The sequence below is a fragment of the Mucilaginibacter angelicae genome, assembly GCF_042434235.1.
Lineage (GTDB): Bacteria > Bacteroidota > Bacteroidia > Sphingobacteriales > Sphingobacteriaceae > Mucilaginibacter > Mucilaginibacter angelicae.
Genome location: NZ_JBHLTS010000022.1, coordinates 41,465 through 67,385, shown reverse-complemented (window position 1 = coordinate 67,385; position 25,921 = coordinate 41,465). Strand labels below are relative to the sequence as shown.

The 25,921-nt window shown below is 42.3% G+C and carries 23 protein-coding genes; 10 read left to right on the top strand and 13 right to left on the bottom strand.

Annotated features, from left to right (window positions below; genetic code table 11):
* Nucleotides 1-55: 55 nt before the first annotated feature.
* From ACFFGT_RS12610 to ACFFGT_RS12585, 6 genes are all read right to left on the bottom strand, one after another.
* Complete coding sequence (locus tag ACFFGT_RS12610; protein ID WP_377022894.1) at nucleotides 56-874, bottom strand: energy transducer TonB; 819 nt, start codon at nucleotides 872-874, stop codon at nucleotides 56-58.
* 218 nt (nucleotides 875-1,092) lie between these two features.
* Complete coding sequence (locus ACFFGT_RS12605) at nucleotides 1,093-1,494, bottom strand: ExbD/TolR family protein (RefSeq protein ID WP_091219820.1); 402 nt, start codon at nucleotides 1,492-1,494, stop codon at nucleotides 1,093-1,095.
* Entirely contained in the window at nucleotides 1,491-2,204 is a 714-nt protein-coding gene (locus ACFFGT_RS12600; RefSeq protein ID WP_377022893.1) for a MotA/TolQ/ExbB proton channel family protein, read from the bottom strand. Before ACFFGT_RS12600 ends, ACFFGT_RS12605 begins: the two co-directional genes overlap by 4 nt.
* A complete protein-coding gene (locus tag ACFFGT_RS12595) occupies nucleotides 2,201-3,271 on the bottom strand; it encodes an HU domain-containing protein (RefSeq protein WP_377022892.1) in 1,071 nt (356 codons plus the stop codon). Before ACFFGT_RS12595 ends, ACFFGT_RS12600 begins: the two co-directional genes overlap by 4 nt.
* 40 nt (nucleotides 3,272-3,311) lie before the next feature.
* Nucleotides 3,312-5,186 (bottom strand): porin family protein, encoded by a 1,875-nt coding sequence (locus ACFFGT_RS12590; protein ID WP_377022891.1) that lies wholly within the window; start codon nucleotides 5,184-5,186, stop codon nucleotides 3,312-3,314.
* Between the two features lie 29 nt (nucleotides 5,187-5,215).
* Nucleotides 5,216-8,308, bottom strand: a complete 3,093-nt coding sequence (locus ACFFGT_RS12585; RefSeq protein WP_377022890.1) for a tetratricopeptide repeat protein — start codon at nucleotides 8,306-8,308, stop codon at nucleotides 5,216-5,218.
* A 271-nt stretch (nucleotides 8,309-8,579) separates the two neighbouring features.
* On the opposite strand from ACFFGT_RS12585, the gene ACFFGT_RS12580 reads away from it, so the two are divergent.
* The 3 genes from ACFFGT_RS12580 (at nucleotide 8,580) to ACFFGT_RS12570 (ending at nucleotide 11,428) form a co-directional block, all read left to right on the top strand.
* Nucleotides 8,580-9,680, top strand: a complete 1,101-nt coding sequence (locus ACFFGT_RS12580) for a DUF922 domain-containing protein (protein ID WP_377022889.1) — start codon at nucleotides 8,580-8,582, stop codon at nucleotides 9,678-9,680.
* Nucleotides 9,681-10,477: 797 nt separating this feature from the next.
* Nucleotides 10,478-10,984, top strand: a complete 507-nt coding sequence (locus tag ACFFGT_RS12575) for a GbsR/MarR family transcriptional regulator (protein WP_377022888.1) — start codon at nucleotides 10,478-10,480, stop codon at nucleotides 10,982-10,984.
* A 72-nt stretch (nucleotides 10,985-11,056) separates the two neighbouring features.
* Nucleotides 11,057-11,428 (top strand): hypothetical protein, encoded by a 372-nt coding sequence (locus ACFFGT_RS12570; protein ID WP_377022887.1) that lies wholly within the window; start codon nucleotides 11,057-11,059, stop codon nucleotides 11,426-11,428.
* 80 nt (nucleotides 11,429-11,508) lie between these two features.
* On the opposite strand, the gene ACFFGT_RS12565 is transcribed toward ACFFGT_RS12570, so the two are convergent.
* Together ACFFGT_RS12565 and ACFFGT_RS12560 are read right to left on the bottom strand one after the other, a co-directional pair.
* Nucleotides 11,509-11,874, bottom strand: coding sequence for a response regulator (locus tag ACFFGT_RS12565; protein ID WP_377022886.1), 366 nt, complete (start codon nucleotides 11,872-11,874; stop codon nucleotides 11,509-11,511).
* Between the two features lie 1,085 nt (nucleotides 11,875-12,959).
* Nucleotides 12,960-13,316: a response regulator gene (locus ACFFGT_RS12560; RefSeq protein WP_377022885.1), complete on the bottom strand. Its 357-nt coding sequence runs from the start codon at nucleotides 13,314-13,316 to the stop codon at nucleotides 12,960-12,962.
* 359 nt (nucleotides 13,317-13,675) lie between these two features.
* Here ACFFGT_RS12560 and ACFFGT_RS12555 point away from each other — a divergent pair, with 359 nt between their 5' ends.
* The 5 genes from ACFFGT_RS12555 (at nucleotide 13,676) to ACFFGT_RS12535 (ending at nucleotide 18,986) form a co-directional block, all read left to right on the top strand.
* On the top strand, nucleotides 13,676-14,992 hold the full coding sequence (locus ACFFGT_RS12555; protein ID WP_377022884.1) for a GntT/GntP/DsdX family permease: 1,317 nt from the start codon (nucleotides 13,676-13,678) through the stop codon (nucleotides 14,990-14,992).
* Nucleotides 14,993-15,004: 12 nt separating this feature from the next.
* Nucleotides 15,005-15,817, top strand: a complete 813-nt coding sequence (locus tag ACFFGT_RS12550) for an alpha/beta fold hydrolase (protein ID WP_377022883.1) — start codon at nucleotides 15,005-15,007, stop codon at nucleotides 15,815-15,817.
* Between the two features lie 107 nt (nucleotides 15,818-15,924).
* Nucleotides 15,925-16,275 (top strand): YMGG-like glycine zipper-containing protein, encoded by a 351-nt coding sequence (locus ACFFGT_RS12545; protein WP_377022882.1) that lies wholly within the window; start codon nucleotides 15,925-15,927, stop codon nucleotides 16,273-16,275.
* A gap of 155 nt (nucleotides 16,276-16,430) precedes the next feature.
* The gene (locus tag ACFFGT_RS12540) at nucleotides 16,431-17,645 is read left to right on the top strand and encodes a BamA/TamA family outer membrane protein (RefSeq protein WP_377022881.1); all 1,215 of its coding nucleotides are present in this window, start codon (nucleotides 16,431-16,433) and stop codon (nucleotides 17,643-17,645) included.
* Between the two features lie 117 nt (nucleotides 17,646-17,762).
* Complete coding sequence (locus tag ACFFGT_RS12535) at nucleotides 17,763-18,986, top strand: multidrug effflux MFS transporter (protein WP_377022880.1); 1,224 nt, start codon at nucleotides 17,763-17,765, stop codon at nucleotides 18,984-18,986.
* 385 nt (nucleotides 18,987-19,371) lie between these two features.
* Here the strand turns inward: ACFFGT_RS12535 and ACFFGT_RS12530 are convergent, their stop codons facing one another.
* Together ACFFGT_RS12530 and ACFFGT_RS12525 are read right to left on the bottom strand one after the other, a co-directional pair.
* A complete protein-coding gene (locus ACFFGT_RS12530; RefSeq protein WP_377022879.1) occupies nucleotides 19,372-19,779 on the bottom strand; it encodes a hypothetical protein in 408 nt (135 codons plus the stop codon).
* A gap of 78 nt (nucleotides 19,780-19,857) precedes the next feature.
* Nucleotides 19,858-20,016: a hypothetical protein gene (locus ACFFGT_RS12525; protein WP_377022878.1), complete on the bottom strand. Its 159-nt coding sequence runs from the start codon at nucleotides 20,014-20,016 to the stop codon at nucleotides 19,858-19,860.
* A gap of 287 nt (nucleotides 20,017-20,303) precedes the next feature.
* Here ACFFGT_RS12525 and ACFFGT_RS12520 point away from each other — a divergent pair, with 287 nt between their 5' ends.
* Nucleotides 20,304-22,193, top strand: a complete 1,890-nt coding sequence (locus ACFFGT_RS12520; protein ID WP_377022877.1) for an SPFH domain-containing protein — start codon at nucleotides 20,304-20,306, stop codon at nucleotides 22,191-22,193.
* A 501-nt stretch (nucleotides 22,194-22,694) separates the two neighbouring features.
* Here ACFFGT_RS12520 and ACFFGT_RS12515 read toward each other — a convergent pair.
* The 3 genes from ACFFGT_RS12515 to ACFFGT_RS12505 form a co-directional block, all read right to left on the bottom strand.
* Nucleotides 22,695-23,249, bottom strand: a complete 555-nt coding sequence (locus tag ACFFGT_RS12515; RefSeq protein ID WP_377022876.1) for a DUF1572 family protein — start codon at nucleotides 23,247-23,249, stop codon at nucleotides 22,695-22,697.
* 115 nt (nucleotides 23,250-23,364) lie between these two features.
* On the bottom strand, nucleotides 23,365-23,853 hold the full coding sequence (locus tag ACFFGT_RS12510) for a hypothetical protein (protein WP_377022875.1): 489 nt from the start codon (nucleotides 23,851-23,853) through the stop codon (nucleotides 23,365-23,367).
* A complete protein-coding gene (locus ACFFGT_RS12505; protein ID WP_377022874.1) occupies nucleotides 23,837-24,331 on the bottom strand; it encodes a hypothetical protein in 495 nt (164 codons plus the stop codon). The genes ACFFGT_RS12510 and ACFFGT_RS12505 overlap by 17 nt, the downstream gene beginning before the upstream one ends.
* A gap of 202 nt (nucleotides 24,332-24,533) precedes the next feature.
* Here ACFFGT_RS12505 and ACFFGT_RS12500 point away from each other — a divergent pair, with 202 nt between their 5' ends.
* The gene (locus ACFFGT_RS12500) at nucleotides 24,534-25,724 is read left to right on the top strand and encodes an acyltransferase family protein (RefSeq protein WP_377022873.1); all 1,191 of its coding nucleotides are present in this window, start codon (nucleotides 24,534-24,536) and stop codon (nucleotides 25,722-25,724) included.
* Nucleotides 25,725-25,921: the final 197 nt, after the last annotated feature.

The following is a 25,921-nucleotide window of genomic DNA, read 5'->3' as shown; positions in this document are numbered from 1 at the left end:
AGGCAAAGCTATTAATTTGGGTATGCTAACTGCAAACCTAAAACTGCAAACTGAATTAATTTACCTTAAATACAAAAACAACGGTGCCTTTTTGCTCTTCCTCGGCGTTCTCAAGGGGATTAAGTTTAGAGTTGCGTACAGCATCCTCACATTTTTGAACTAATGCATCGTCGGTTATAGTAGTACCGCGGGCACCGCCTCTGGCATAAGTTACATTGCCATTCCTATCCACTCGGATATCCACCACTATTTTACCGGTCTGACGATTATCGTCTGTTACCGACGGCCGACTCACAAAGTTACGCTGTGCCATGTTCAGGCTGCCGCCATTGCCCGATCCTGTTCCGTTATAGTTATTGGTGAGTGTAGTACCTGTAGTTTTACCCTGATTGCCGGGTGTTTTGCCTGTACCATCGCCTTCACCTGTACCGGTTGATGCTTTGCCTTTGTACAACGCGTTTTGGTTAACACTTGGTTTAGCCGGTGGCGTTTTTACCGGCGGGGTAGGAGCTACATTTTGGCTTGGTTTTTTAGTTGGTGCAGCTACTTCAGGCGCATCCTCTGTATTTTGGGTAACTACCGTTTTCTCGCTGCTTTCGGGTGTGGGCTTTTCTTCGGTGGGTTTGGTTTCTGTAACTTTATCCGGTTTGGTATGATTAGCTTTTTCGGCTACAGAAGGTTCTTCTGTGCTCATGTAATCATCGCCCATGCCTTCATCAACCGTGCCGTAATTCACAAGGATACCGCCTGTTCCGTTTTCTTCAACCGGCGGATTTTTAAACACAATAAAATAACATGCCGCTATCAGCACAGCCATAATAATGCCTGTTGCTATAAATGCTTTCGGATAGTTATTTTCTTCCCTGTACTCCATTTTTGTTCAGTTTGCAGTTTGCTTAATTTGCGTTAAGCAATTGCAGTTATTTTATAATTATTGCAGTTGGCAAAGTTATTAAGTTTAGCATTAAATATTAACTGTCCACTCAAAACTGCCAACTGCCTGCTTTTATAATAGAGTGGCAGTTTGTTTAATTGATTACAGTAACTTACTGCAATAAGCTACTGCAAACTTTTAAACTGCAACTGCCACTGTTAGCCCTTTGGTTCCGTTGCCAAAACCAGTTTAATATTTAATTTTTGTGCTACATCCATCACCTGTACCACATCCTGTATGGCTACGGTTTTATCTACATACAAAACTATGGTAAGTTCGGTAGCCAGGTTTTTATAACCTGCCAGTGTAGTTTGCAGGGCATCTACCGGGATTTCCTTTTTATCAACGTAGTATTTAAGATCTTTGGTTACAGATACTGTTATCGTTTTTTTAGATACCGACTGCCCTGTTGATGATTTAGGCAGCACCAGCTTAATAACATTAGGATTGGTAACTGTTGAAGCTATGAGGAAAAACAGCAGCAGAAAGAACATAATATCGTTCATTGCCGATGTATGTACTTCTGCGGATGCGCCCCTGTGTCGTTTTCTTAAATTCATTTGCTCGGTTCCTCTAACAGGTCAATAAATTCAATAGCATCGGTTTCCAGTTTAAGGATCACCTTGTCAACCATCATATTTAAGATGTGGTAGCAAACATAAGCTACGATACCTACAAACAACCCGGCAGCTGATGTTACCATTTTTACATATAAACCGCCCGAAATTACACCCATGCTGATGTTATCGGTTTTTGAGATATCATAAAAGATCTTGATTACACCGGCAATGGTACCAAGGAACCCAAACATCGGCGCTATACCGGCTACGATACCTAAAATGCCAATATTTTTTTCCAGTTTGGATACTTCCAGCTTACCAACGTTTTCAATTGCGCCTTCAATATCTTTGATCGGCCTGCCAATTCGCAATAAGCCCTTTTGCAGCATGCGGCCAAGCGGGGTGTTGTTGTTACGGCAAATTGCAATAGCCGATTCAAGGTTACCCGAGTGGATACTGGCACGTACCTGCACCATCAGGTTTGATTCGTTACGGGATGCTTTACGAATAGTAAAATAACGCTCAAAAAATATTACAAGCCCCAGTACAGCTAAAATACCTATCGGGATCATTACCCAGCCACCCTTGATCAACAGGTCGCCAAAGCGAAGGTCTTCGGCTGGTGCGGCCACAGTTGTTACGGCGTGATTTGCGGTATCTGCCAGGTGTTTGGCGGTATCTGTAAGTTGCTGAATTAATAATAAAGTCATTTCGTGGAATCAGTAATTTGTTTTGAGTAAGTATCTTTCGTTATTTTTCCTTGTGATATGAGTTTTTTTCTCGTGCTTTCTGCTTCTTCGGATGAGGAAAACCCACCGATTATGATCTTGATACGCGGACCCGTTCCCGGACCTTTCAGTATGCGGGCATCAATGCCTTTACTTTTGTAATCTTTAACGGCCTCTTCACTTTTTGATTCGGTTTTAAACGATCCTAAAAATATCGCGAATTCAGGCTTAGCTACGGTATCTGTTTTAACTACCGGTTTATTTAACGCGGCAACCGGCCTGGAAATTGCCTTAGTGGTATCAGTGACGGCTGGGGTTGAGTCCTTTTTAATACTATCCGGCTTAACCACGGGAGTAGGTTTGGGCTTTTCAACCTTTGGTTGATCAGTAGTATCCTGGTCAGTAAGATGTAATAGTGCAGGGTTATATTTATACACACCAAATAATGCAGCAGCAAGTGCAACTATTACCAATGCAATAATAATCCAGATGTTTGTATTACGTTTAACTTCCGGCTCGTCAGCAACATATTCGGGCTCACTATCAGCCGGTATTGTGGTTACAGGCGGCGGGGTATAAGTTTGCTGCAAAGGTATTGCAGTAGGTAAAGGCGGCGGCGGGAGTGGCGGCGGTATATAATTTACCTTGTTAATTTTAATCGGGGGCAAACCAAAAAATAAAGGATCGGTACCCTGTGCCTGTTCCTGCGGCCTGAACGCTATTTTACCTTCCTGTAAATAAAACCAGCCTAATTCGGCAAAAGGCACTTCGCGCAGTGTCAGTTCCTGCTTAAGGCCGTTAATGTATTTTTCGGTAAAATACTTGGACGATGCCAGCGAGATCTTTTTCTTTTCGGCAATGTACTGTGTAAGGATCTCATCGTCCTTTAACTGCTGATCAAAGTGCAGCTTATGACCGGGCGGATAAAATGTTGCCTGCTCATCATCATAATAGCCATTTACACGGAGCCGCGAAAAGCAGCCCAGGCCGGGTACACTTACTTCAGTGTACCGGCCAAGTAGTTCGCTTAAATAATTGGCTATATCCATCGGGCAAAAATACGGTTAATTTTAAAACATCAAACAGGGCTTAAAACGCGTAGCCTACGCCGCCAAATATATTAAATCCGTAGTTAGGGTAGTATAACCAATTTTGGTATGAGCTGCTCAGGATGTTATTAGCTTGCGCAAATACCGAAAACCTGCTGTTGATCTTGTATTCAACGCTGCCGCTCAAATCGCCAAAACCTTTAATTGGCTGTTTAACCTGGTTGTAAACCGCAGTGCCACCCGGCGTGGTAGATGGTACTAATACCAATAACCTGTCGGTAGTTGAACCGCGGATAAGCAATGAGCCTGTAACAGTGATTTTGCTATCGATATGTATGGCAGTACCTGCAGTTAGTAAAAACTTAGGCAGGTTCCATGGTTCTTTTTCTGATGCCAGCTGATAGTCTTTTATTTCAACGCGGCCAAAAATGTTAAAATCGTCTGTCGCCTTAAAGTCTAATTCACCGTTAAAGCCATTTACGCGGGCTTTGCCATCGTCATAAATAACAGCAAATTTGTTGCCTTCGGCATTAAAATTACTCACCATTAAAGGCATGTTTTTAATGCTGTTGCGGTATATGGCTGCTTTAAAGCTTAAGCCGGGAGCAAGAGTACCTTTTAAACCTGCGCTGATATCCAGCTGGTCAACCGAGTTTTTGATATTGATGTTTTGACCGATGAATGGGTTGATCATGGCAAAATCGCGCAATGAAGAGCGGTTAACATCGCCTTTGGCCTCAACAAACAGGCGTACATATTTCGGGATCACCTGTACCTCAAGCTTGGCAGCCGGGAAAATGTAAAACTTACCGAAATCGCCAAACTCTTTTACAATGTTAACACCTGCATCTATCTTGTAGTTATCACCCTGAAATTTGATGTAAGGGTTAACCCGTGCAATATTATTACCGAGGTTGTAAAGACTATCTTTCTGGCTGGCCAGATCCAATGATCCGCTTAAACCGGCATAAAACTGCTTAACAGTTTGGTTTAAAAAGCCTGATATCACGATATTGTTTTCACGAGCCTGGTAAGCATTGCTGAAAGCGTAGCCTTTTAATTTTACAGCATAAGTGAAATCGTTTTCAACATCCTTATAGTTTTTAGCCAGCTCAACTTCACCACTTATAGTATTAAAGTGCTGTTTGGTTGGCTCAAAATTATTATCGGGAATATCCTGGTTATAACCGTAAAAGTAAGTGCCTAAACGGTTGTAGTTTATGCGGCCCGATATGTTATTATCGCCAATGATGCTTTTGCCAAATACGCCAACATCATCACGGCTTTCGGTTTGTTTTTGCAGCGAACCCGATTGTGAAAAATGTTTAATATGACCGCCAAACTGTAACGCCTGGTCGCGGCCGTTGGCAAAATAAGCTTCACCAAAAATGCTTTTCAGGTTGCCAAAACCAACTTTAGCAAAGTTATTAGTAAGTATCGAATCCTGCTCGGCCGGCCTTTTCATTGGGTCAAGCTGCCTGATCTCGGAGTTTTGCTCCTGGCGTTTATCAAGCGGCGCGTAGGTTAATGGTGCTTTAAATGGCACTTTATCTTCCAGGTCGGGGTTACGGCGGATCTTAACTGCATCGGCCAGTACCGGCTTATAGGCTGTAGTTACTACAATCTCCTCGGATAAGCTACCGCCGTTGGCAGATGTGTTGGGGTTGTTACCACCGCCTTTTTTAGTAGTATCCTGCACTGTTTTAGCAGCTGCATCGCCTAAACTTTTGCTATCGGCAGCTTTTTTAGTTACTGGTTTTGGAGCGGCTTTTTTAGGCGCCGGTTTAGCAGCCGGCTTTTTAGTTACTGTTTTTACTGTTGCTTTTTTGGCGTGTTTCTTTGTTTGTGCCTGAGCAGGAACAAAGTATAATGCTATTATTAAGGTAAGCAGCGTATATGTGTATCTTGAGTTCATTGCTTGTCTTTTTTTTATATTACTCTTTGTTACTGTTTGTTAGTTGTATCGGGCTGGGTAGTTTCTTTGGTACTTGCGGCAGGGGCCTTGGTTTTGCGGCCGCTCAGTTTATCCAGCTTTTCTTTAGCAGTAGGTAATATGTCGTCATCGGCTTTATAGTTATCAATGATACTTTGAAGGGTTGCTTTTGCCTGGAAGGTATCTTTTAAGCCTACGTAGTTATCGGCCAGCAAAATGTACGTTTTGGCTACCCAGTAATCGTAATTTGGCATTTCCTTAGCCAGGTCAAAACACATTTTTTGCGATGTTTTGTAACGGCCTTTTTCGTACTCAATAAAGGCAAGGTTGTAGCGGGCTTCGGCAGCAGCAACAGTTTTGGTATTGGTTGCGGTGTAGGTAAATTGCTTTATAGCAATGGCGGTATCGCCGGTTGCCAGGTAGGCTTTACCTTCATATAAACCGGTTTTGAATTTATCTTCCTGCGATGCCTTATCATTGGTTTTAACCAGCTCAGCGTACTTGATAGCATCGTCGGTCATTAACATTTCCGAGTAGCAATACATCAGGTTAGTGATGGCGAAGGTATAATCAGCTTTGTATTCAGAATTGGTTTCCAAACGTTTCAGGAACACTACAGCTTCGTTATATTTCTTTTGCTGCATGTATAGCTTTGCCATGCTGATCAATGCCTTTTCGCTGTAAGCACTTGTCCAGTCGTTCAGGATCACATTGTAATCAACAACGGCTTCTTCCGTGCGACCTAAATTAGCCAGTCCCTGAGCGCGGATAAAGCGAGCCTGCTTTTCGTAGATCTGTTTGCTCGGGAACTTGTCAAAATAAGCGTTCACCGCACTTACGGTACCCTGCCAGTCGCCTTTAAGATAAAGGTTGTTGGCTGCGGTTATCATAATGCTTTCCTGATCAGATGTGGTATAGTTACCGATAGGAGTAGTACCCGCATAGTTGATGAATGTTTGGGCATCACCTTTATCGGTATAGATCTTTTCTATCTGTTTTAAAGCCTGTTTAGCCTCATCAGTTGAGGAATAATCCTGCACCACTTTTTTAAATGATTCAACAGCCAGATCGTCATTACCTGCATTGTAATCAATTAAACCAATAGTAACCAGCGCACGCGGCACATAGCTGCTGCGCGGATATTTCTGGATCATGGCATTCAGATCAGTTTTAGCTTTATCACCATCTGTTTTCAGGAAGTAGGTATAAGCTATCTCAAATGAGGCGTCATCGGCATAATCAGAGTTAGGGAATTTGTTCAATACATCATTCAATGTACTGATCTTGGTATCTAAGGAACCCTGTAAACCCTGGATCATACCGCGCTGAAACAAGGCATAATCTTCGCCCTGGTTGTGCATGGCTATAATGCGGTTGTAGTACGTCATGGCGTTCCCGTAGCTCTTCAGCACAAAGTAGCTATCAGCCAGGCGGGTTATCGCATCGTTTTGAGTGTTTACATCTTTTACATCGCCCTGTAAAAACTTCTCGAAGTAATTAGCGGCTTTTTTATACTGCTCACCGCCAAAGGCTGCGTAAGCCAAAGCGTAGTTTGCATAATTGGCAACATCAGTTTCTTTAGCCTCAGGCATGCTCAGAAACTTTTCAAAAGTTTCAACAGATTCGCTGTATTTACGAACCTCAAACATGGCCTCCGCCATCCAGTAGTTGGTTAATGCTTCAGTTTTACTATCCACCGGATCTTTTAATGAGCGCAGGAAAATACCTATCGCATTTTCAAAAGCGCGCTCGTTATAAAATTCCAAACCGCGGTAGTAGGTAACTTTTTGATAAGCTAAACGGGCACTTTGGGTTTTGTTAGGGATAGGCTCCAGGATCTCAACCGCTTCTTTGTAGCTGCGCGAGTTCAATAATTCCTCGCCTAATAATACCTTAACCTCATCAATACGTTTTGAACGCGGATAGGTAGCTAAATATAACCTTGTAGCGCCTAAAGCCTGCAGGTTAAAGTCAAGCTCGTACGATAGTTTGGCGTACTCGTAAAGGGCATCTTCCTGTAATTGCTTGTCGTAATCAAGCTTTGAAGCATTCAGGAACGCGTTACGGGCGCTCTGTTTGTTGTTCATTTTCAGGAACACATCGCCCAGGGTATAGTTGCCGCTTTGGCTGTAAACATCATGCTGTTCAACCAGTTTTTCCAGTTCGCTGGCAGCTTTGGCATAGTTGCCTACTTTATAGTAGGTATAACCCATTTGGTAGCTGTCCTGCGTATTTTGGGTACGGCCCTGGTCGCGGTCTTCAAAGCGGCCGTAGTATTTAACCGCATTGTCGTAATCGGCTTTGGCAAAGTATGATGCTGCTATGATGCGCAGCATCTCAGTTTCGTTTTGCTGATGGGTGCTGTTTACAATAGGCACAGCGTAATTGATCACATCATCATAACGTTTATCTAAAAAGTAAACAGCCGAGATATAATAAGGATAGCTGTTTTCGTATTTCTTTGAATTTTTAAGCTTTTCAAAGTTTACCAGTGCCAGGTGATAGTCCTTATTTAGATAAGCTATGTAGGCAAAGTAATAGGTAGCATCCTCGGTAAATTCCGAACGCTTATTTTTAACCTCGCCAAAAAGCAGCTGGGCATTTTTGAAATCCTTTAACTCAAAGTAGGCATAACCTTTACGGAATTTATATTCGGTATTGTCGTGCCCGTTAAGCTCGCCTGCTTCAACTTTATTGAACCAGCGGATGGCGTCTTCATATTTTCCTTGTTTAAAGTACGATTTGCCTATCTGGAAAAAAGCCTGCCTGGTAAGCGGGTTTTCGGGGTGTTCTTTTATAAAACGAAGGAACATGCTTTCGGCATCATCGTTACCCAGATTAAGGGCACAGAAAGCTTCGTAATACTGGCAGTTTTCTTTAGTGAGTGATAACTCGGTTTCAAACTGCGGCTGGGTGCTTGTTTTAATTTTGTAAGCCTCAACCAAACGGAATTGTTCGGCAGCCGAAGCAAATTTTCCCTTGTCCATCAGGTCAATAGCCGCATGGTAAGTGCGGTAAATTTGAGTGGAAGGGTTTTGCTGGGCTCGTGCAGTTGAGAATAAAAATACGGGAATGAGCAGGGTGATGTATCTTGTTTTGATCATAAAGCGCATACTAACGATAGTGCGAAAATAGCTAAACCAAAAAGAGGCTTTTCACATTAGAAATTAACAATTGTGGATAACACTTCTTTTAACGAAGGTAATACTTAAGATCATATCCATGTGGAAAACTTTAAAATTGTTAAGTATTGCCGTGGTACCGGCGGTGGATAATCAAAGGTAATGATTAGGCGTTAAACAGTGCAATTTATTTGTATTTTGAGCATTATAATACCTTGAGGGCAGTGTGCCCCATCTTTTATTTTTATCAGTTATGAACAGTGTTTTTAACAGGGCGGGATTGTGGTTGCCGGTGATTTTGTACATGCTTGTGTTTTGTCCGTTAAATTCAAAAGCACAAAAAACAAATGCAGAAATTGTTTTAACAAACAGGCAGTTAAATGAAAAAACTAATGAGTTTTATATAGCCAATGTTGTTGATGAACGGCCCGACCGAAGTGCCGTAGCCTGGTTATTGCCTACCCCTGGCAGTTTACCGGCGGTGAAATATAAGGTAGATTTACATGGCGGTGCAGCAATTTCAGTGAAGCAATTTATCGATTATGCTATCCCTGTTAATAAAACCTTGCGCCCTATCGGCATCCGTATAAAAAAATTAAAACTCACTGAAACAGCCATGACCGATGGCAGGGTAGAGGGCCGGCTGGAAATACAATTGTGGTTTGAATTGAAAAAGGATGAGGGCAATGTGCATTTGATTGATTATCCGGCTGCTACGACCTACTATCGCAGTGCCGGACAGCAGTATGATACCGGGTTGCTGATGAGCCGGGCGCTTATGGCCGGTCTTGATTTTTTTAATAAATGGATTAACCGTGAAGCGGATACCAACATTAAACTGGCTAAAGGGGTGAAGCTGATCTTCAGCGATTATTCGGAACAGCCCGAAGGCGATACCATCTATTATTCGGCAAAGCGGCCTTTGACCTGGAATGACTTTCAGGATAAGGCCCGCGGCGTAAAATATATTGCCGAGGTGCTGCCCGGGTTCGGTTATACCGAACAAGTGGATGTTGTAAAATCGATAGTTGTTGTAAGGGTGAGCATGCGCGTGTTTTTACCTAAAAGTGCCGCCTGGGTAAAACCGGAGGGGCGTACCAGTTATGCACTAAACCATGAGCAAAGGCATTTTGATATTGTGGCCATAGTAGCCCGGCATTTTAAGCAGGCCCTCATAGCTATGAAACTGCCGGTTGATAATTATGATGGCTATATTAATGTACAATACCTCGACTCGTACCGTGAAATGAACCAGTTACAGAATCAATACGATAATGAAACCAGCCATGGCGCGAACCAGTCATACCAACAGGAATGGAATATGAAGATAGATGGGCTTTTAAGGAGTGATTAGAGGGTAGTTGCTATATGAGGATTTACCTCGTTTGTAATAAGTTCCATATAGAAGATAAATTGCGCCGTAGATGCTGTCCATTTTTGGGTAAGTAACGGAATTTGTTGCTTTAATAAGCATTGGCCCGCTCAATTGCCGCGGGTGGGCTGTTACTTTTTCTTGATAAAAAGTAACCAAAAATCAAGTCGGCAGAAATGTTTCTTTGCCGCACAAGGCCTTTGCCCTGCAAACCGGCCAGAACCACGGCTGCAATTATTTTGCCCCGCTTCGCTCGCTCCGGGCCTCGCTTCTGCAAAAACTTGCTATGCCCTTGCAGCCGCACGTGCCCACCATTGTTCTGCCCGCTTTCGCCCGAAACTTATCTGCCGACGGGGAGCATAACAATATAATAACTTAATTGATCAATGAATCGCGATCCGCGTTAGGGATGGTAGCGGATACCGGCCAAGTGGCTAAGGCCATGTGTAGTATGAGCGTACAGCCCGGGCCGCAGGCAACGCCCTTATAAAATTTACAATGAATGCTTCCTAAAGATTGGTAAAGGTTGATGCAAATACTGTGTATATTGTTGATAATATTTTGAAACCCCATAAGAAGTAAGTCGTTCAACCTCTAACCNAACCTCTAACCTCTAACCTCTAACCTCTAACCTCTAACCTCTAACCTCTAACCTCTAACCTCTAACCTCTAACCTCTAACCTCTAACCTCTAACCTCTAACCTCTAACCTCTAACCTCTAACCTCTAATCTTAGTTTCATTTTTTTTTGAAAGTTTAAAAACTTGTTTATATTTGTGCATGGAATTGGCAGAGGCAAGGTTAAAATTCATTGAGGCATGGGGCAAGCTGGGATCAGAGTGGGGGATAAACCGCACCATGGCCCAGGTACATGCTTTGCTGATGATCTCGCCGGAAGCTTTAACTACAGAAGAGGTAATGGCCGAGCTAAGCATCTCACGCGGTAATGCCAACATGACCCTGCGCGATTTAATTGACTGGGGCCTGGTTGAAAAGCAGCACAAAACCGGTGAGCGCAAAGAGTTTTTTTATGCTGAAAAAGATGTTTGGACTATTGCCCGCCGTGTAGCCGAGGAACGTAAAAAGCGCGAGCTTACGCCCATTATTAAAATACTTGATCAGTTGGTAACGGTAGATGGTGATGCAAAGGATCCTGCTTATAACACGTTTAAAACTACGGTTACTGATATTAACAAGCTGGCTAATAACGTAAACAAAACATTGGATACCATGCTTAAGGCCGAAGAGAACTGGTTTTTTGGTTCGATACTGAAAGTGTTTAAATAAATTTTTTTAAATTAAAATTTCAATTTTTACTGAAAATTCTAAATAATTAATAATAAATAAAACCTCAACATCATGAACTACTTTATTTTAACCTATGTTATTTACCTGCTGGTAAGCATTGCATTAACCGTATGGGTTGCCAAAGTGCTGTTTAAAAACGGAAGGATCTTTTTAGTGGATATTTTTCACGGCAACAATGAACTGGCCGATTCTGTTAACAAGCTGCTGGTGGTGGGCTTTTACCTGGTAAATATAGGGTATATGAGCCTGGCGCTTAAAGAGTATGGCTCTATTGGCAGCATGCAGGTAGTGGTTGAAGTATTGAGCTATAAAGTAGGCTGGATAATTTTAATATTGGGCGGTATGCATTTCCTAAACCTTGTCATTTTCTTTAAGCTGCGTAACCGCGCTAAACGGGAAAAGGCATTTACTATAAATGTTTAATTTTTAATTTTTAGTTTTTTGTTTTGATTTGAATGGGTGGGCGAGTATTTGCCTGCCCATTTTTTTTGCGCTGTTGTATATCAGGCAGCACGCTTCAATTGGCTGCTTATACTGCTTAATAAAACATCAATATCAAAAGGCTTGGCTATAAAATCATCTGGAGATCCGGCCTGGTCAAGCCTGCCCGGATCATGGCTGGCCGAAATTAATATAACGGGTATGTTTTTAGTTTCCTGCTGGTTTTTAAGGATTTTGCAAAGCTCGCGCCCATCTACATTGCCAAGCATAATGTCAAGCAAAATTAAATCGGGTTCATGCTGTTTAATGCGGTCGAACAAACTTTTACCTTCGGCTAAAGTTTCAACCTCGTAGCCCGATTCTTCCAGTATATATTTTATTATCTCTAAAATATCCTTATCATCATCCACCGCTAATATCCGTCGCATATGTAAAAATTAAAAAATGTTTCAGCAAAAAAATTGATTCTCAGTAAGATATTGCGTCTTCCAATAACTAACAGTTATTACTTAGCAAATTTTATACCAAGCATTACGTTTAAGCACTTTGGTTTGTGAAGACTATTTTATATGGCTATAAAAGCACGGTTATCCTGATATTAAAGACCACAATACCTGTTTATTGTACACAAATAAGGTCGGTATTCTAAAATAACAGAATAATTTTGTTACCGGCACACGGGCTACGTTTGCTTTCTGAAAAGAAGGCATGAGAAGATTGAAAAGAAATGTATTAGTTGAGCATCATTTTATAAAAATGTGGGCCGACTTTTTACACTTTGCACAAAAATATTTCCTTACGGGTATAAAAAACAGGATGTTTTTCAAAAACCAGCTCCTTCGCATCTGGAAATGGTAAGGGGCCCCACATTTTGGACAATAATATCTTTTTTTTGACTTCGCTTCGTTTTCTTCCACAAATTTTTAAATAAGAGGAAGCCAAAATACAATATCTATATTATCGGAGGATAAGAAAATAATGAAAAGTACTTTTAAGTAAGTGTTAATTTCCTTTTAAGAAATTAATTAAATTAATTATCGCAATACATACCGCTTACGCTGGCATTTATAACAGATATATCTTTTTAACGGAAGAAAAAACAGAAAATTTTTAACAAGAAACCCTCTCGGAACCCGGTTGTCAAGCTCCGATTTACACCTGGGGCATAAAGGAACTTTTTTTAGCTCCGTTTTTTCTTGTTCATTTATCGATAGTACCATAATACAATCAGGGGTTATTGTATTTAACTTATTGTTTAATATTAACTTACATAACAAAGTTAATATAATTATCAATATTTCAATCAGCTTGTTGAAGTATTGATAATTACTTAATTAATGCCTCTGAAATGCACTTTATTTATAACAACGAATGCTTTTGTATGCTTTTTTTGTTTTTTTAATAATAGAGGTTCCTGGTTACCAAAAAAAAGGGATAAAGCAGGGGGGCAAAAAGGTGTAATACACAGGGGTACTAAACAATTTTGGTAGTTGAAAAAGGATTGGCTTGTTTTTTAAAGCAGGTTATTAACCTTTTCAACAAGCTCGGCCAAATCAAAAGGTTTATTGATTATTGCGTCGCAACCATAGCTGATTAATTCGCTGTCATTACTCACATAAGCCGAAAAGATAATTACAGGGGTATTGCCAAAACGGGGATGCACTTTAATGTTGCGGCAAATCTCGCCGCCATTAGTACCGGCTACGCGGTAATCAAGTATAACCAGGTCGGGTTCAAAACTTTCAATCAACGGAAGCACGTCGGTACTTATTGATGTACTTTTAACCTCAAATTGTTCATAAGTAAGGGTTTCGTGAACAATATCAAGTATGTCCTGATTGTCATCCAATACTAAAATACGCTTTAACATAATAAAAATTAAAGAAGTAACTGCCGAAAAGGTATTAAAGTATGCTCGTTAAAAATACAGAATCCTGTAAACAATGGTTTGGGCTTAAATCTTAATCGGATAAAACTTTAATGCAAAATTAAAACTATTTTTCAGATAATTAATGGAACGATGCTGTAAATAGCAATATGTTGTAAGGTATTTACACGAATCGCCTGTTTTTCAGGATGTAATGCCGGGAATGCTGTATAGATGCCTTTGGTTAAAGCGTAATTAAAAGCATTTGCCATTAAAAATCCTAAACCCAAATTTTGTTATTACTTTAGTTGGCAACAGCAGGGTTTTCCATGCTCTGCTGGCCACACATAACATATAACTTAATGGTACTGCTAACTATCCTTTTTTGTATTGTCCTGCTGGTTCTGCTGGTGAGCCTGGCAAAGGTAAATCCCTTTATTGCATTTCTGATTGTTTCAATAGTTGCAGGACTGTTGCTGGGCATACCTATTAACAAAGTAACCGCCTCGGTGCAAAAAGGCATGGGCGATATTTTGGGCCAGCTGCTTATCATTATTTGCCTGGGCGCTATGCTGGGCAAGCTTGTTGCTGTAAGCGGGGCTGCACAAAAAATAGCAGGGGTACTTGTTGATGCCGTTGGCGAAAAATATATTCAGTGGGCGTTGGTGGCAGCCGGGTTTATTATAGGTATTCCCCTGTTTTACGGTATCGGCTTCGTGCTTATGGTGCCGCTTATATTTTCGGTAGTTTACAAATACAAACTGCCTGCGGTTTATATAGGGCTGCCTATGCTGGCCTCCTTATCGGTAACGCATGGCTTTTTGCCACCGCATCCATCGCCATCGGCATTGGTGGCTTTGTTTCACGCTAATATGGCAACAACCTTTATTTACGGGCTCATGATCGCTATTCCAGCCATAATACTGGCGGGCCCGGTGTTTGCCCAGTTTCTTAAAAAGATCCCGTCGGAGCCGCTGGCTACTTTCCGTGCCGAAGAACTACCCATCGAAAAATTGCCTGGTGCATTCAATAGTTTTTTTACCGCTTTATTGCCGGTTTTGCTTTTAATGCTTACTGCATTTTTTCCATACCTCAATATAAAGGATCCCGGCGTATCAAAATTCATTGCATTTCTTGGCGATCCGTCAATTGTGATGCTGATAGCGCTTATAGTTGCCACTTATACCTTAGGTATAAAGCAAGGCAAAAGTATGGGGCAGCTTGCCGGCAGCTTTACCGATGCCGTGAAGGATGTGGCACTGATATTATTGATCATAGCGGGATCGGGTGCGTTTAAAGAGGTTTTAACGGCCAGTGGTGTAAGCAGCCAGATAGCATCGCAACTACAATCCTTTAATCTGCCGCCCCTGCTGTTGGGTTGGGTAATTGCCGCTATTATCCGTATTAGTTTAGGTTCGGCAACAGTAGCGGGGCTAACTGCTGCCGGTATTGTTGCGCCGCTGGTTTTACAGAACCATGTTAACCCTAATTTAATGGTACTGTCCATTGGAGCGGGCAGCCTGGCGTTTTCGCACGTAAACGATTCGGGCTTTTGGCTTTATAAAGAGTATTTTAATTTAAGTATTAAAGATACCATTAAGTCATGGTCATTAATGGAAACGCTTGTTTCTATTATCGGGCTTGTGGGCGTTACTGTTATTAACCTGTTTGTAAAATAAACCATGCTTGTTATGAAAAAGCTATCGGCAAGTTTAAGCCTGTTAATTTTTATGCTGATCATCGGTAACTGTGTTTTGGCGCAGCAGGTTCCTGCCCCCGGCGGCTACTACAGTTCGTTTGATGGCGTTAAAATTTATTACGAGGTAAAGGGCGATGGCTTCCCGGTAATACTGGTGCATGGTTTTTCGGGCACCGGCGAAGGCTGGAAAAAAGGACAGCTTTATAATGATCTGTTGACTGCAGGCTACAAAGTGATCATACTGGATCAGCGGGGCAACGGCCGGTCGGACAAGCCCCACACCGATGCCGGTTATGCCAACGATGCCGAAGCTAAGGACATTATGGGCCTGGCCACAAGCCTGGGCCTGAAGCAATATGATATTGTAGGCTACTCACGCGGATCGATCATTACTTCGCGCGTATTTGTGCTGGATAAGCGGGTTCAGAAGGCCGTAATGGGCGGCATGGGCGATGCTTATACCAACCCCGAATGGCCGCGAAGGATCCATGCCTATAAGGCTTTAATGGGCGATACCAGCTTTCATGATGTTGACGGTATGATCAAATACATCCGCAGTAACCCATTTGATGAACTTGCTTTAGCCTATCAGCAAAAGTGGCAGCCATCAACCAGCAAGCAGGAATTAGCCAAAGTGAAAATTCCGGTGTTGCTTATTAACGGAACCGAAGATCATGACAGCGAAGGCCAGGTTGCTCTTAATAAACTCATCCCCGGCTCAAAGCTTGTTCACGTTCCCGGCGATCATAATAGTGCCAGCCGTACCCCCGAATTTTCAAAATCAATTTTGGATTTCCTGAAATAACATTGTCAGTTAATGTTCAGATTGTTGAATTTTTGAACAGCTATTTTCAATAACGGCCTGCTATTTGTATAAGTGTTTGTGTTAACACTTATTAAATACATACCACAATGAAAAAGTTAATGATATATATGTGCTTTTTGATTGGCCTGATGTTATTCATCAGTATTAATGCCGATGCACAAACTACAAAGAAAAAGGGAATAAGCAAACAGGGTAAGGGCGCAATTATTGGCGGTGCCGGCGGTGCAGTTGCCGGCGCGCTTATCACCCATAGCGCCGGCGGCGCTTTAGTGGGCGGTGCACTTGGTGCCGGTGGTGGTTATATTATTGGTAATGAAGCCCGCAGGCGCGAGGAAAAAAGGCAACGCGCGGCACGCATTGCCTGGCGCAGGGCGCATCCCCACCATCATTATACTACCACTAAAACAACTGTAACTAAACAAACAACTTACCATTAATTTAAGTGATTGTTATGAAGGCCTGTAATTATTGATTTTACAGGCCTTTTTTATTTAAATTAAAATTTAGCTAAATTGAAGCGATTGCCCTGTTTTATCCGTTATTAATATTATTAACGATCAAACAGCAGGGTGATATTTCTGTTTAAGCAACGATGGTGAAAGGGTTATCTGTAATAATTTTGTGTTTAATTCCGGCAATGGTGCTGGCGCAGGGGCCGGTTACTGATACCGTAAGTATAAAAAAAGATACAGTACCGCAAAGAGATGTTATTGATATAGTACGTTCGTTTTTTAAAATTAAACCCCGGCAGCAGGCAACTGTAAGGAAGAGAATCTACTTTTCTGTTTTTCCTACTTCAACAACCGATGGAAGGAGCGGCGGCAGGGCGCTGTTTACCTCAACAACAGCAGGGTTTTATCTTGGTGATGAGGCCACAACCAATTTATCAAGCTTTACTTTTACTCCTTATTTTAATTTAAAGGGCAGGTATGGCTTGCCTATCCGGTCAAACATCTGGCTTAATAATAATGAGTGGAATATCCAGGGCGATACCCGTTTGCTGGTTTATCCGCAATATACCTGGGGCTTAGGGGGTAAACAGGCGCCTGATGACAAGTTTTTGGTAAACTATAATTATATGCGCTTTTATCAAAGCGTGTTAAAAAAGATCAAGCCTTACTTTTATGCGGGTTTAGGCTATAATCTTGATTATTACATGGATATTGAAAGCAACGGCGATCAAAACCTGCGAAAGTTTACCGGCTATAAGTATGGCACCGCTGCTGATCAGGATGCTTTTTCATCAGGGGTAACGCTCAATTTATTGTACGATTCGCGCAAAAATTCTATCAATCCACTGCCGGGAGCCTATGCCAATGTGGTTTACCGGATTAACGCCAAAGTTTTTGGAAGCCATACCGACTGGCGATCTTTATACATTGATGTGCGTAAGTATGTGCAATTAAACAATACAGGTCCTAAAAATGTACTGGCTTTCTGGGCTTTCTTCTGGACAACACTTTCGCCGCGCACGCCATATCTTAACCTGCCAAGCCTTGGCTGGGAGCCTTATCAGCGGTCGGGCAGGGGATTTCCGCAAAGCCGTTACCGGGGCGACAGGCTTGCTTATTTTGAAACAGAGTACCGGCGCGACATTACCCGGAATGGTTTGTTGGGCTTTGTAGTATTTGCAAACGTAAACTCCGTTACTGAGCCCGAAAATCATGCCTTTGTATACTGGCACCCCGCCGGAGGAACAGGCCTGCGGTTCAAGTTTAATAAAAAAGCGGGAACCAATATCAGCCTTGATTATGGAGTAAGCAAAAACTTCTCATCAATAAGTCTTAATTTAGGCGAGGCGTTTTGATGCTTCGGTTCATAGGTTATTGATCATAGTTCATAGTAGTTTTAGTATGGACATGACATAATATGTGCCCATTCACAACTATGAACTATCATCCATGAACCATCAACTAACACACATATGACTAAACAAAAATATATTGTACTCATCCTCATATTAGGTTCACTTACGGCGCTTGGCCCTTTTTCTATCGATATGTACCTGCCGGGTTTTAAAGCAATAGCCAAATACCTGAATACAAGTACCGATGAGGTGGCGTTGTCTTTATCAAGCTATTTTATAGGCATTGCTGCCGGACAGCTGCTTTATGGCCCTTTACTTGACAGGTTCGGCCGTAAAAAGCCGCTATACTGGGGACTTGGCCTTTACATTGTATCATCAATGGGTTGCTTTTTTTCTTCATCGCTCGAAATGCTCATCATGCTCCGTTTTTTCCAGGCGGTAGGCAGCTGTGCGGCAAGCGTGGCGGCCATGGCTATGGTGCGCGACCTTTTCCCGGTTGAAGATAATGCCAAAGTATTTTCATTGTTGATACTGGTGCTTGGCGCATCGCCTATGCTGGCCCCTACGGTAGGCAGTTATATCACCGCGGCTTTTGAGTGGCAGATTATTTTCCTGGTATTAACAATTATAGCGGTGCTGATATTGCTGGCCGTAATATTCTGGCTGCCCGAAAGCTACCAGCCCGATCCTTCCTACTCTTTAAAGCCTGGGCCGATTATAGGCCACTTTATAACGGTTTTAAAGGATGCCCAGTTTGTAACCTATGCCATCGGCGGCGCATTTGCATTCGCAGGTTTGTTTGCCTATGTTTCATCATCGCCTATTGTATTCATTGAGGGGTTTAAAGTAAGCGAAACGCAATTCGGATGGATCTTTGCCGGACTTTCGGTTGGTTTTATTGGCTCAAGCCAGCTTAACAGTGTGCTGATGAAAAAATATAAAAGCGAACAAATGATTGGTGCATCACTTATTTTGATGGTAATTATCTCGATAGTGTTTTTTGCAGGCTCGTTAAATCACTGGTTTGGGATAGGCGGTACCATTGCTATGATATTTGGAGTGCTTTGTTGTGTTGGCATTTGTGCCCCAAATACATCTGCACTGTCTCTTGCCCCTTTTACTAAAAATGCCGGTTCGGCTTCTGCAATTTTGGGTGCTTCGCAAATGGCTGTGGGCGCTTTGTCATCTATCGGTATTTCGGTAATCAAACAGCATAGCTCATTGCCCATGGCCGCGGTTATGGCAGCTTCATCAATTTTGGCGCTTTTAATTGTATTTATTGGTAAACGGTTTATAAAACACAAGGTTGAAGCCAGTGGGGATGTTTTGGTGGCTCATTAAGAACCTTGATTTTTAGGATCACAGGATTCGCAGGATTTAAAATTACTTGCCTTGTGGCAGCGTTTGCAACGTTTATACTCTGCAGAGTATAAACAATATTAAGTCGCTATTCCGTTGTTGGTGTTGTCATCACAGGTGTTCGGAAGATGCAGATCAATTGAAAATGTTGATTAAAAAACCATGTCATTGCGAGGAGGAACGACGAAGCAATCTCGTAGCTCTACAGATCGTACATGCATTGGCTACGAGATTGCCGCGCTACGCTCAATGACATGCTTTTTAAGAAATAATTTCATCTTCCGAACAGCTGTTATGTTGTCACCAACAATGGCGATGGCATAACATGGTTCCTACAAGACACGGCCTTGCGGGAGCGGAGGCCCCGTTAAAATTTACTTGCCCTTAAAGCCGTAACCTTTGAGCCATCGGGGCCGGTGCTTTCAAAAACTATCTTGTTTTCGGTTAGTTCCGAAACGTAAAAAACAAAATCGCGGGTTTTACCATCAGGTAGTTTCTCTGTTATATTCATATTACTGCCGTTAAGCGTAAAACTGCCATGCGACAGGAACTTGCCACCCCAAACTATCAGGAACTTCATTTCGGGCGTAAACTGGATGTAAGGCACGTTTGCATCTAACTCAGCTTGTTTTACAGTATCCGGCGGACTGGCATTAGGGTGCTCAATTTTTACATACTTCCATTTGCCGGTAAGTGTAGTAACCGAAACCGTAGGTTTGCATGATGTTATAAAAAGTGCTACAACAGCAAGCAATAAAAAGCCTTGTTTTATCATAACATAAAATGTTTGGATAAAACTATACAATTGCTTTTGAAATTGAAAGCGTGAGGAGGCGGGAGATTATTAAGCCGGTTATTTTTTCAACCCTTTTTTGATCCGTTCTTCGGCCTGCTTTACTTCATCCTTTTCACTTAAAGGGCCTTCGGTTTTGATCTCTTTGGATTTTTGCCCCTCCGCTTTTGTTGAACCTGCTTTGGTGCCTTCTTTTTTGGTGTTGTTAGGAATGCTCATAGCGGTAATGTTAAGTTTTCATTAAACAATATGATACCTGTTTAACTATGCTGCTTGTTAAATGTTTTTTGAAAAACCATTATAAAATTTACTTTCTGTGTATCAATTAATTACATGGATTTGACGCTGCCCGCAAAATATTTTTAAGATTTTTCGTAACAAAGCATAATTGCAACTGTCTTAATGACACTATATAGCCAAGGTACTCTTCCAGGTAAGCTATAAGTATTGTGAGGGCCCGCACCTTAAGGGTTCCGTTAAAAAAATCAAAAACAATCTTTAAAAAAATGGACAATCTAATTGTTAGTCTGTGGTGGGTTATACCCGTCATAGTGTTATTGCTGATGTACAAATTTGTTTTGCGCGTGTTTTTTGGTATGGTTATCGTACCTGACGACCGTATCGGGCTGGTGATCAAGAAGTTTGCCCTTACAGGCAACAGCCGCCTGCCCGATGGTCGTATCATTGCCACCAAAGGCGAAGCTGGTATGCAGGGCCGCGGTCTTGCGCCTGGCTTGTACTGGAAAATGTGGCCATGGCAGTATACCATTATCATGCAGCCTTTTACCATCATTGAGCAAAATAAGCTGGGTCTGGTAAAAGCTAAGGATGGTGCCCCGTTTGATACCGGCCGTGTGCTGGGTAAACCGGTTGACTGTGATAAATTTCAGGATGCGGTAGCATTTTTGGATAACAATGGTCAAAAAGGCCCGCAGGCTGCTTTCCTTACACCGGGTAGCTACCGTATCAATACCTTTTTGTTTGATATTGAGATGGTTCCTATCACCCAGATCCATGAAAATAAGGTAGGTATTATTACCACTTTGGATGGTGAACCGTTGAACAAAGGCGAGATAGCCGGCGAATCAGTTGCGGGGCACAAAAACTACCAGGACCCAATTGCCTTTATCACTGCCGGCGGCCGCAAAGGTTTGCAGGAGGATGTGATCCTGGCGGGTACCTACTACCTTAACCCCTGGTTTGTGAGTGTTGAACAGGTAGATATGATTTACATCCCTATTGGTTATGTAGGTGTTGTGAACTCGTTCGTAGGGCCTGAAGGTAAGGATACCAGCGGCGATAACTTTAAGCATGGTAATATTGTTAAACGGAACGAAAAAGGTGTTTGGGACGAACCGCTTGACCCTGGTAAGCACCCGGTAAACATTTATACCCACGCTGTTGAAATTGTGCCTACAACCAACATCGTGCTTAACTGGGCCGATAGCCGTACCGAATCGCACGAGTTGGATAAAAACCTGTGTACCATTACGGTGAGGTCAAGCGATGGTTTTACTTTCAACCTTGATGTGTCACAGATCATCCACGTGCCGCGTAACGAAGCACCAAAAGTGATAGCAAGGTTTGGTAAAATGAAAAACCTGGTATCACAGGTACTGGAGCCAACCATTGCCAACTACTTCCGTAACTCGGCCCAAAAAAGTGATGTGATCGGCTTCTTAGCCAATCGTATCCAAAGGCAAACCGATGCCCGCGAGCACATTGGCAGGGTACTGGAAACCTACAACGTAATTGGTGTGGATACCCTGATAGGCGACATTGTGCCACCTGCTGCCTTGATGAAAACCCTTACCGACCGTAAACTGGCCGAAGAAGAAAAGGTTACTTACGAAATTCAGCGCCATGCGCAAATTGAACGTAAGGAGTTTGAAAGCGCCCGTGCCGGTGCCGATATGCAGCCGGAGGTAGTGAAATCAACCCGCCAGGTTGAGATCAACACCCAGATGGCCGCTTCGAGGGTTGCCGCGTCACGTGGTGAGGCCGAAGCCAAAACCATCAACGCCAAGGCCGATGCTGAGGTAAGGATCACGATAGCTAAGGCAGATGCCGAAGCGAAAACTGTGAATGCCAAAGCCGATGCTAACGCTACAGAGGTGAATGGTTTGGCCGAAGGTGCCAAGATCAAAGCGATAGGTATGGCCGAAGCTGAGGTTACCAAACAAAAAACCGAAGCCATGGGTACCGAACAATACGCCATAGTACGTGTGGCCGAAGCCCTGGCCAACGCCGGCATCAGGTTGGTGCCTGAGATATTGGTAAGTGGTAAAGAAGGCGGCGGTAACGGTATGATAGATGCACTTATAGGCACTGAAATGCTGAAAAAACTGCAAAATGAAAACCAGGGTAAAGGCGGTGCCACCACTAAAGGCGAATAGTTAAATACCTGTGCATAAAATTTGCAGATGGATTATGAAATCCCTGCAAATTATGCATCATGGTTAAGGTTTGTGATTAGAGATTTTTGAGGAAGAGTACAAATAGCTCAAAATCCTAAACCTTTTTACTGAAGAGATCAGCGGTTGGAGATAGGTGATCAGTAGCCTGTCTCCGGCCAAAGAGCATACGTTCTTTATACCTAAACTTTATTTAAGAGATCAGAGGTTGGAGATTAGAGATTGAGAGCTACGAAAGTGGTTGCACTTTATGATCCGGCTAAACTGATATAATTGACGAGGCTTTTTACCTAAACCGATCAATTGCAAAGGCATCCCGCGAGGGGATGCCTTTTTGTTTTAGGGTGAAACAAAATACGCGTCATTGCGAGGTACGAAGCAATCCCCTATTAGCAGAGTAGCTATGCAGATCCGCTCTGTACAGTCGGGGATTGCTTCGTGCCTCGCAATGACGATTTTATAATTTGGCGGTTTGCAACGTTGCTACTCCTCATCCGTAAAATGTACCTTCCGTTTCTCTTTGGCAAACTTATCGGCATTGTAATTTTCAGATTTTCCCCTGGGGATAGATAATGAAGCCCAGCTTTCATCGCAAAGCATCTTGCCTAAAAAAACTATCTGCCCAACGTGGTAGGGGTAATGGGCCAGCTGCCGGTTAATGGCTTCCATAACGGTATGCCCCTGGTTACGGATATAGATGATCTTGCTGAGGTCATCGCCAGTTAACCCATCAAGTGTATCAAAAAGGCATTTCCATCCCAGTTCCCATGTAGCTAATACAGTTTGCCGGGTAAGATTGGAGGGAGCAAATTCAGCTTCACGGTTACGGTTGGGTTTTTCGCCATCGGTGGTGAAAATATCTGTCCACCTGGAAATCATATTGCCCGATAGGTGGTTCACGATCATGGCAACACTGTTTGATTCGGGGTTGTACTGCCAGCATAACTGCTCGTCGGTAAGCTGTTCAAACGTTTTTTCGCCCAATGATTTATAATAGGCGAACTGCTTTTTTACACTGATTATATAATCATTTTCCATAAGATAAAGTTAGACCCCAATGCTTTAATAAGCAACAAAAAAGGCATCCAAAAGAATGCCTCAATATTGTTTGAAAAAAACTAATCTCTAATCTCCAACCTCTAACCTCTAACCTCTACTTCTTCAACTCTTTAATCTCAGTTTTTAACTCCTGCAATTGTTGCTGTGCCTGGCGGTTTTCGAGGTAAAAATATATAGCAAAACCTAAAAATATCTTTCCTAACACAAACACGGCGGCAAATACCCAGCGCCATGATTTATGGAGGCGCATATGGTTCGATTCCGATTCTATCGAAATGAACTGCTCAGCAGGAGCAGCCTTTTCTCGGTTATTATAACCATAATCTGTTTTGAATTTAACCGGCTGTGTTTCCTCGCGGCGGATGAGTTCGTTGATCTCATCTTCTATCTTATTCCAGGTTCCCGGTGGAGGAGCAACAGCCATATTAGCGGCAATTTTTTCCATATCCGTTTCCAGTTGTTTCAGGGCTTCATCTACTTCGGGGTACTTAGCCTTCATGTACATCAGCTCCTTTACTTCCTCGTTGGTAGCTGCGCCCATTACAAAAACTTCAAGTATGCCGCTATCAATGTACTCTTTCATTGTTCCTCCCGTTCCTGATAATGGTAAAACATTCTTTTAACGTTTTTCTTATTTCTTCATCAGTTTTGTTCAGTTCTGCAGCAATGTGCGATGTTGTTTTACATTGATAATAAACACAGCAAAAAACCTGTTGTTGCAATGGTGTCATCAGGGTAATGTATTTATTGTTTACCCAGGGCATATTTTGCCAGGCTTTCCTGTCGGTGTCATTATCAAGGGTTTCAAAAAACTTAGCCAGTTTTTGGCGTGCCATTACTTGCAGACGGCAAAGCACGTTTACACCAGCTTTTGAAAGTTCTTCAATCTCGTTTGGTACATCGTTAAAAACAGCTGCGAGATACTGCTCAGCTATCAATTTGTTTTGTACCACCTCAAAAATATAACCCAAAAGCTTTGCAGCGTAACTGTTATACAGGTTTCGTGCGGCCGCCAACTTGCTCTGGGCCAGAGGTGCAGATATTTGTAACTGCGGGTTCAAATTGGGGTCAAATAAAATAGTATAAATTTAGTATTCAACCAAATATAGAAAAATTATGTTACAGGTTAAATGAAAATTGTGCAAAAAAGCGTGAAAATAAGGGTTGAATTTCACACTTCTGCATGTTGTATGTAATTGGTACAATAATTTATTAAGATATTGATCAGGGTGTAACATGTAAAATTTTTTGGTGTCTTATTAATTGAAAATCACTGCAAATCAGCCTATGCAATTAACCGGTACACCTCCTGTCGAAAACAATGTCAAGTATTCAGCCGCATCAAAGTTGCTGTACATTGATAATTTAAAAATTGCGCTGACTATTTTAGTAGTGCTGCATCATGCTTTTATTACTTATGGGGCACCAGGCGGCTGGTATTTTACCGATAAAACCACGCACACAGGAGCACTTATTCCTATGACCTTGTTTGTGGCTGTAAACCAGTCGTTTTTTATGGGGTTTTTCTTTTTTATTTCGGCCTACTTTTCGGCATCATCGTTACAAAAAAAAGGTGCCGCGCGTTTTACTGTCGATAGGTTAAAGCGTTTAGGGATCCCGTTGTTATTTTACTCGTTTATCCTGTCGCCGGTGTTAAGCTATATAGTTTACCGTTTTGCCGATGGACATCAGATCACCTACCTTCAATACCTAAGCGGTTTTGATGGATGGATAAATTTTGGAGTGCTTTGGTTTGTGGCAGCACTGTTATTATTCAGTTTGGTTTTTGTGCTGATCAGTGCATTGGTAAAGCCCCAAAAGCCCGGAGCAGGAAAGGCACCGTCAGCTTTGGCTATTGTATTGTTTGCTGCCGGATTGGGAATGGCTTCATACAGCGTAAGGATAGTTTTCCCGGTAGGATGGGTGCTTAAGCCGGTTGGTTTTCAGTTAGGGCATTTTCCACAATATATAGCCATGTTTTGGGTGGGGGTAATAGCATCACGAAATAACTGGCTCAGCGGATTTGATATCAAAACGGGCAGGCTGTTTGCCTGGCTGGCAGCTTTCATGATTTTAGTAATGTTTCCGGTACTTTATTTTGTGAAGGAAAGCACTCATAGTTCTATTGAAAGTTTGAGCGGGCAGGGACACTGGCAATCGCTAATGTATGCCTGCTGGGAACAATTGACTGGTGTTTTTATCATGGCCGCCTTATTGATCATTGCAAAACATAGGTGGAGCGGGCAATCGATATTAGGGAAAAGTATGTCGCGGGCTGCATTTGGGGTATATATTTTTCATCCGCTGGTGTTGATCTCGCTTTCGGTAATTGCCATAGGCTGGCCGATTGATCCAGGCTTTAAATTGCTGATTGTTGGTCCGCTGGCTGTAGCAGGCAGTTTTTTACTATCGCTGATCCTGGTGAAGATACCGGGAGTGAATAAAATCATCTGATCTGAAATGGAACATTACATGTACATAAACGGACATTTTAAAAAGCTTGAATTTGTTTAATGTGCTGATTTTTAATTATTTAAAACAATGGCACGATATGCGTGTATAATAAGATACAGGGTGAGATTTAACCTGATTTAGTTGATCGATAGCTTTGAGATGTTGTCGAGATTGCGTTCCGGGGTGAGATACGGAAC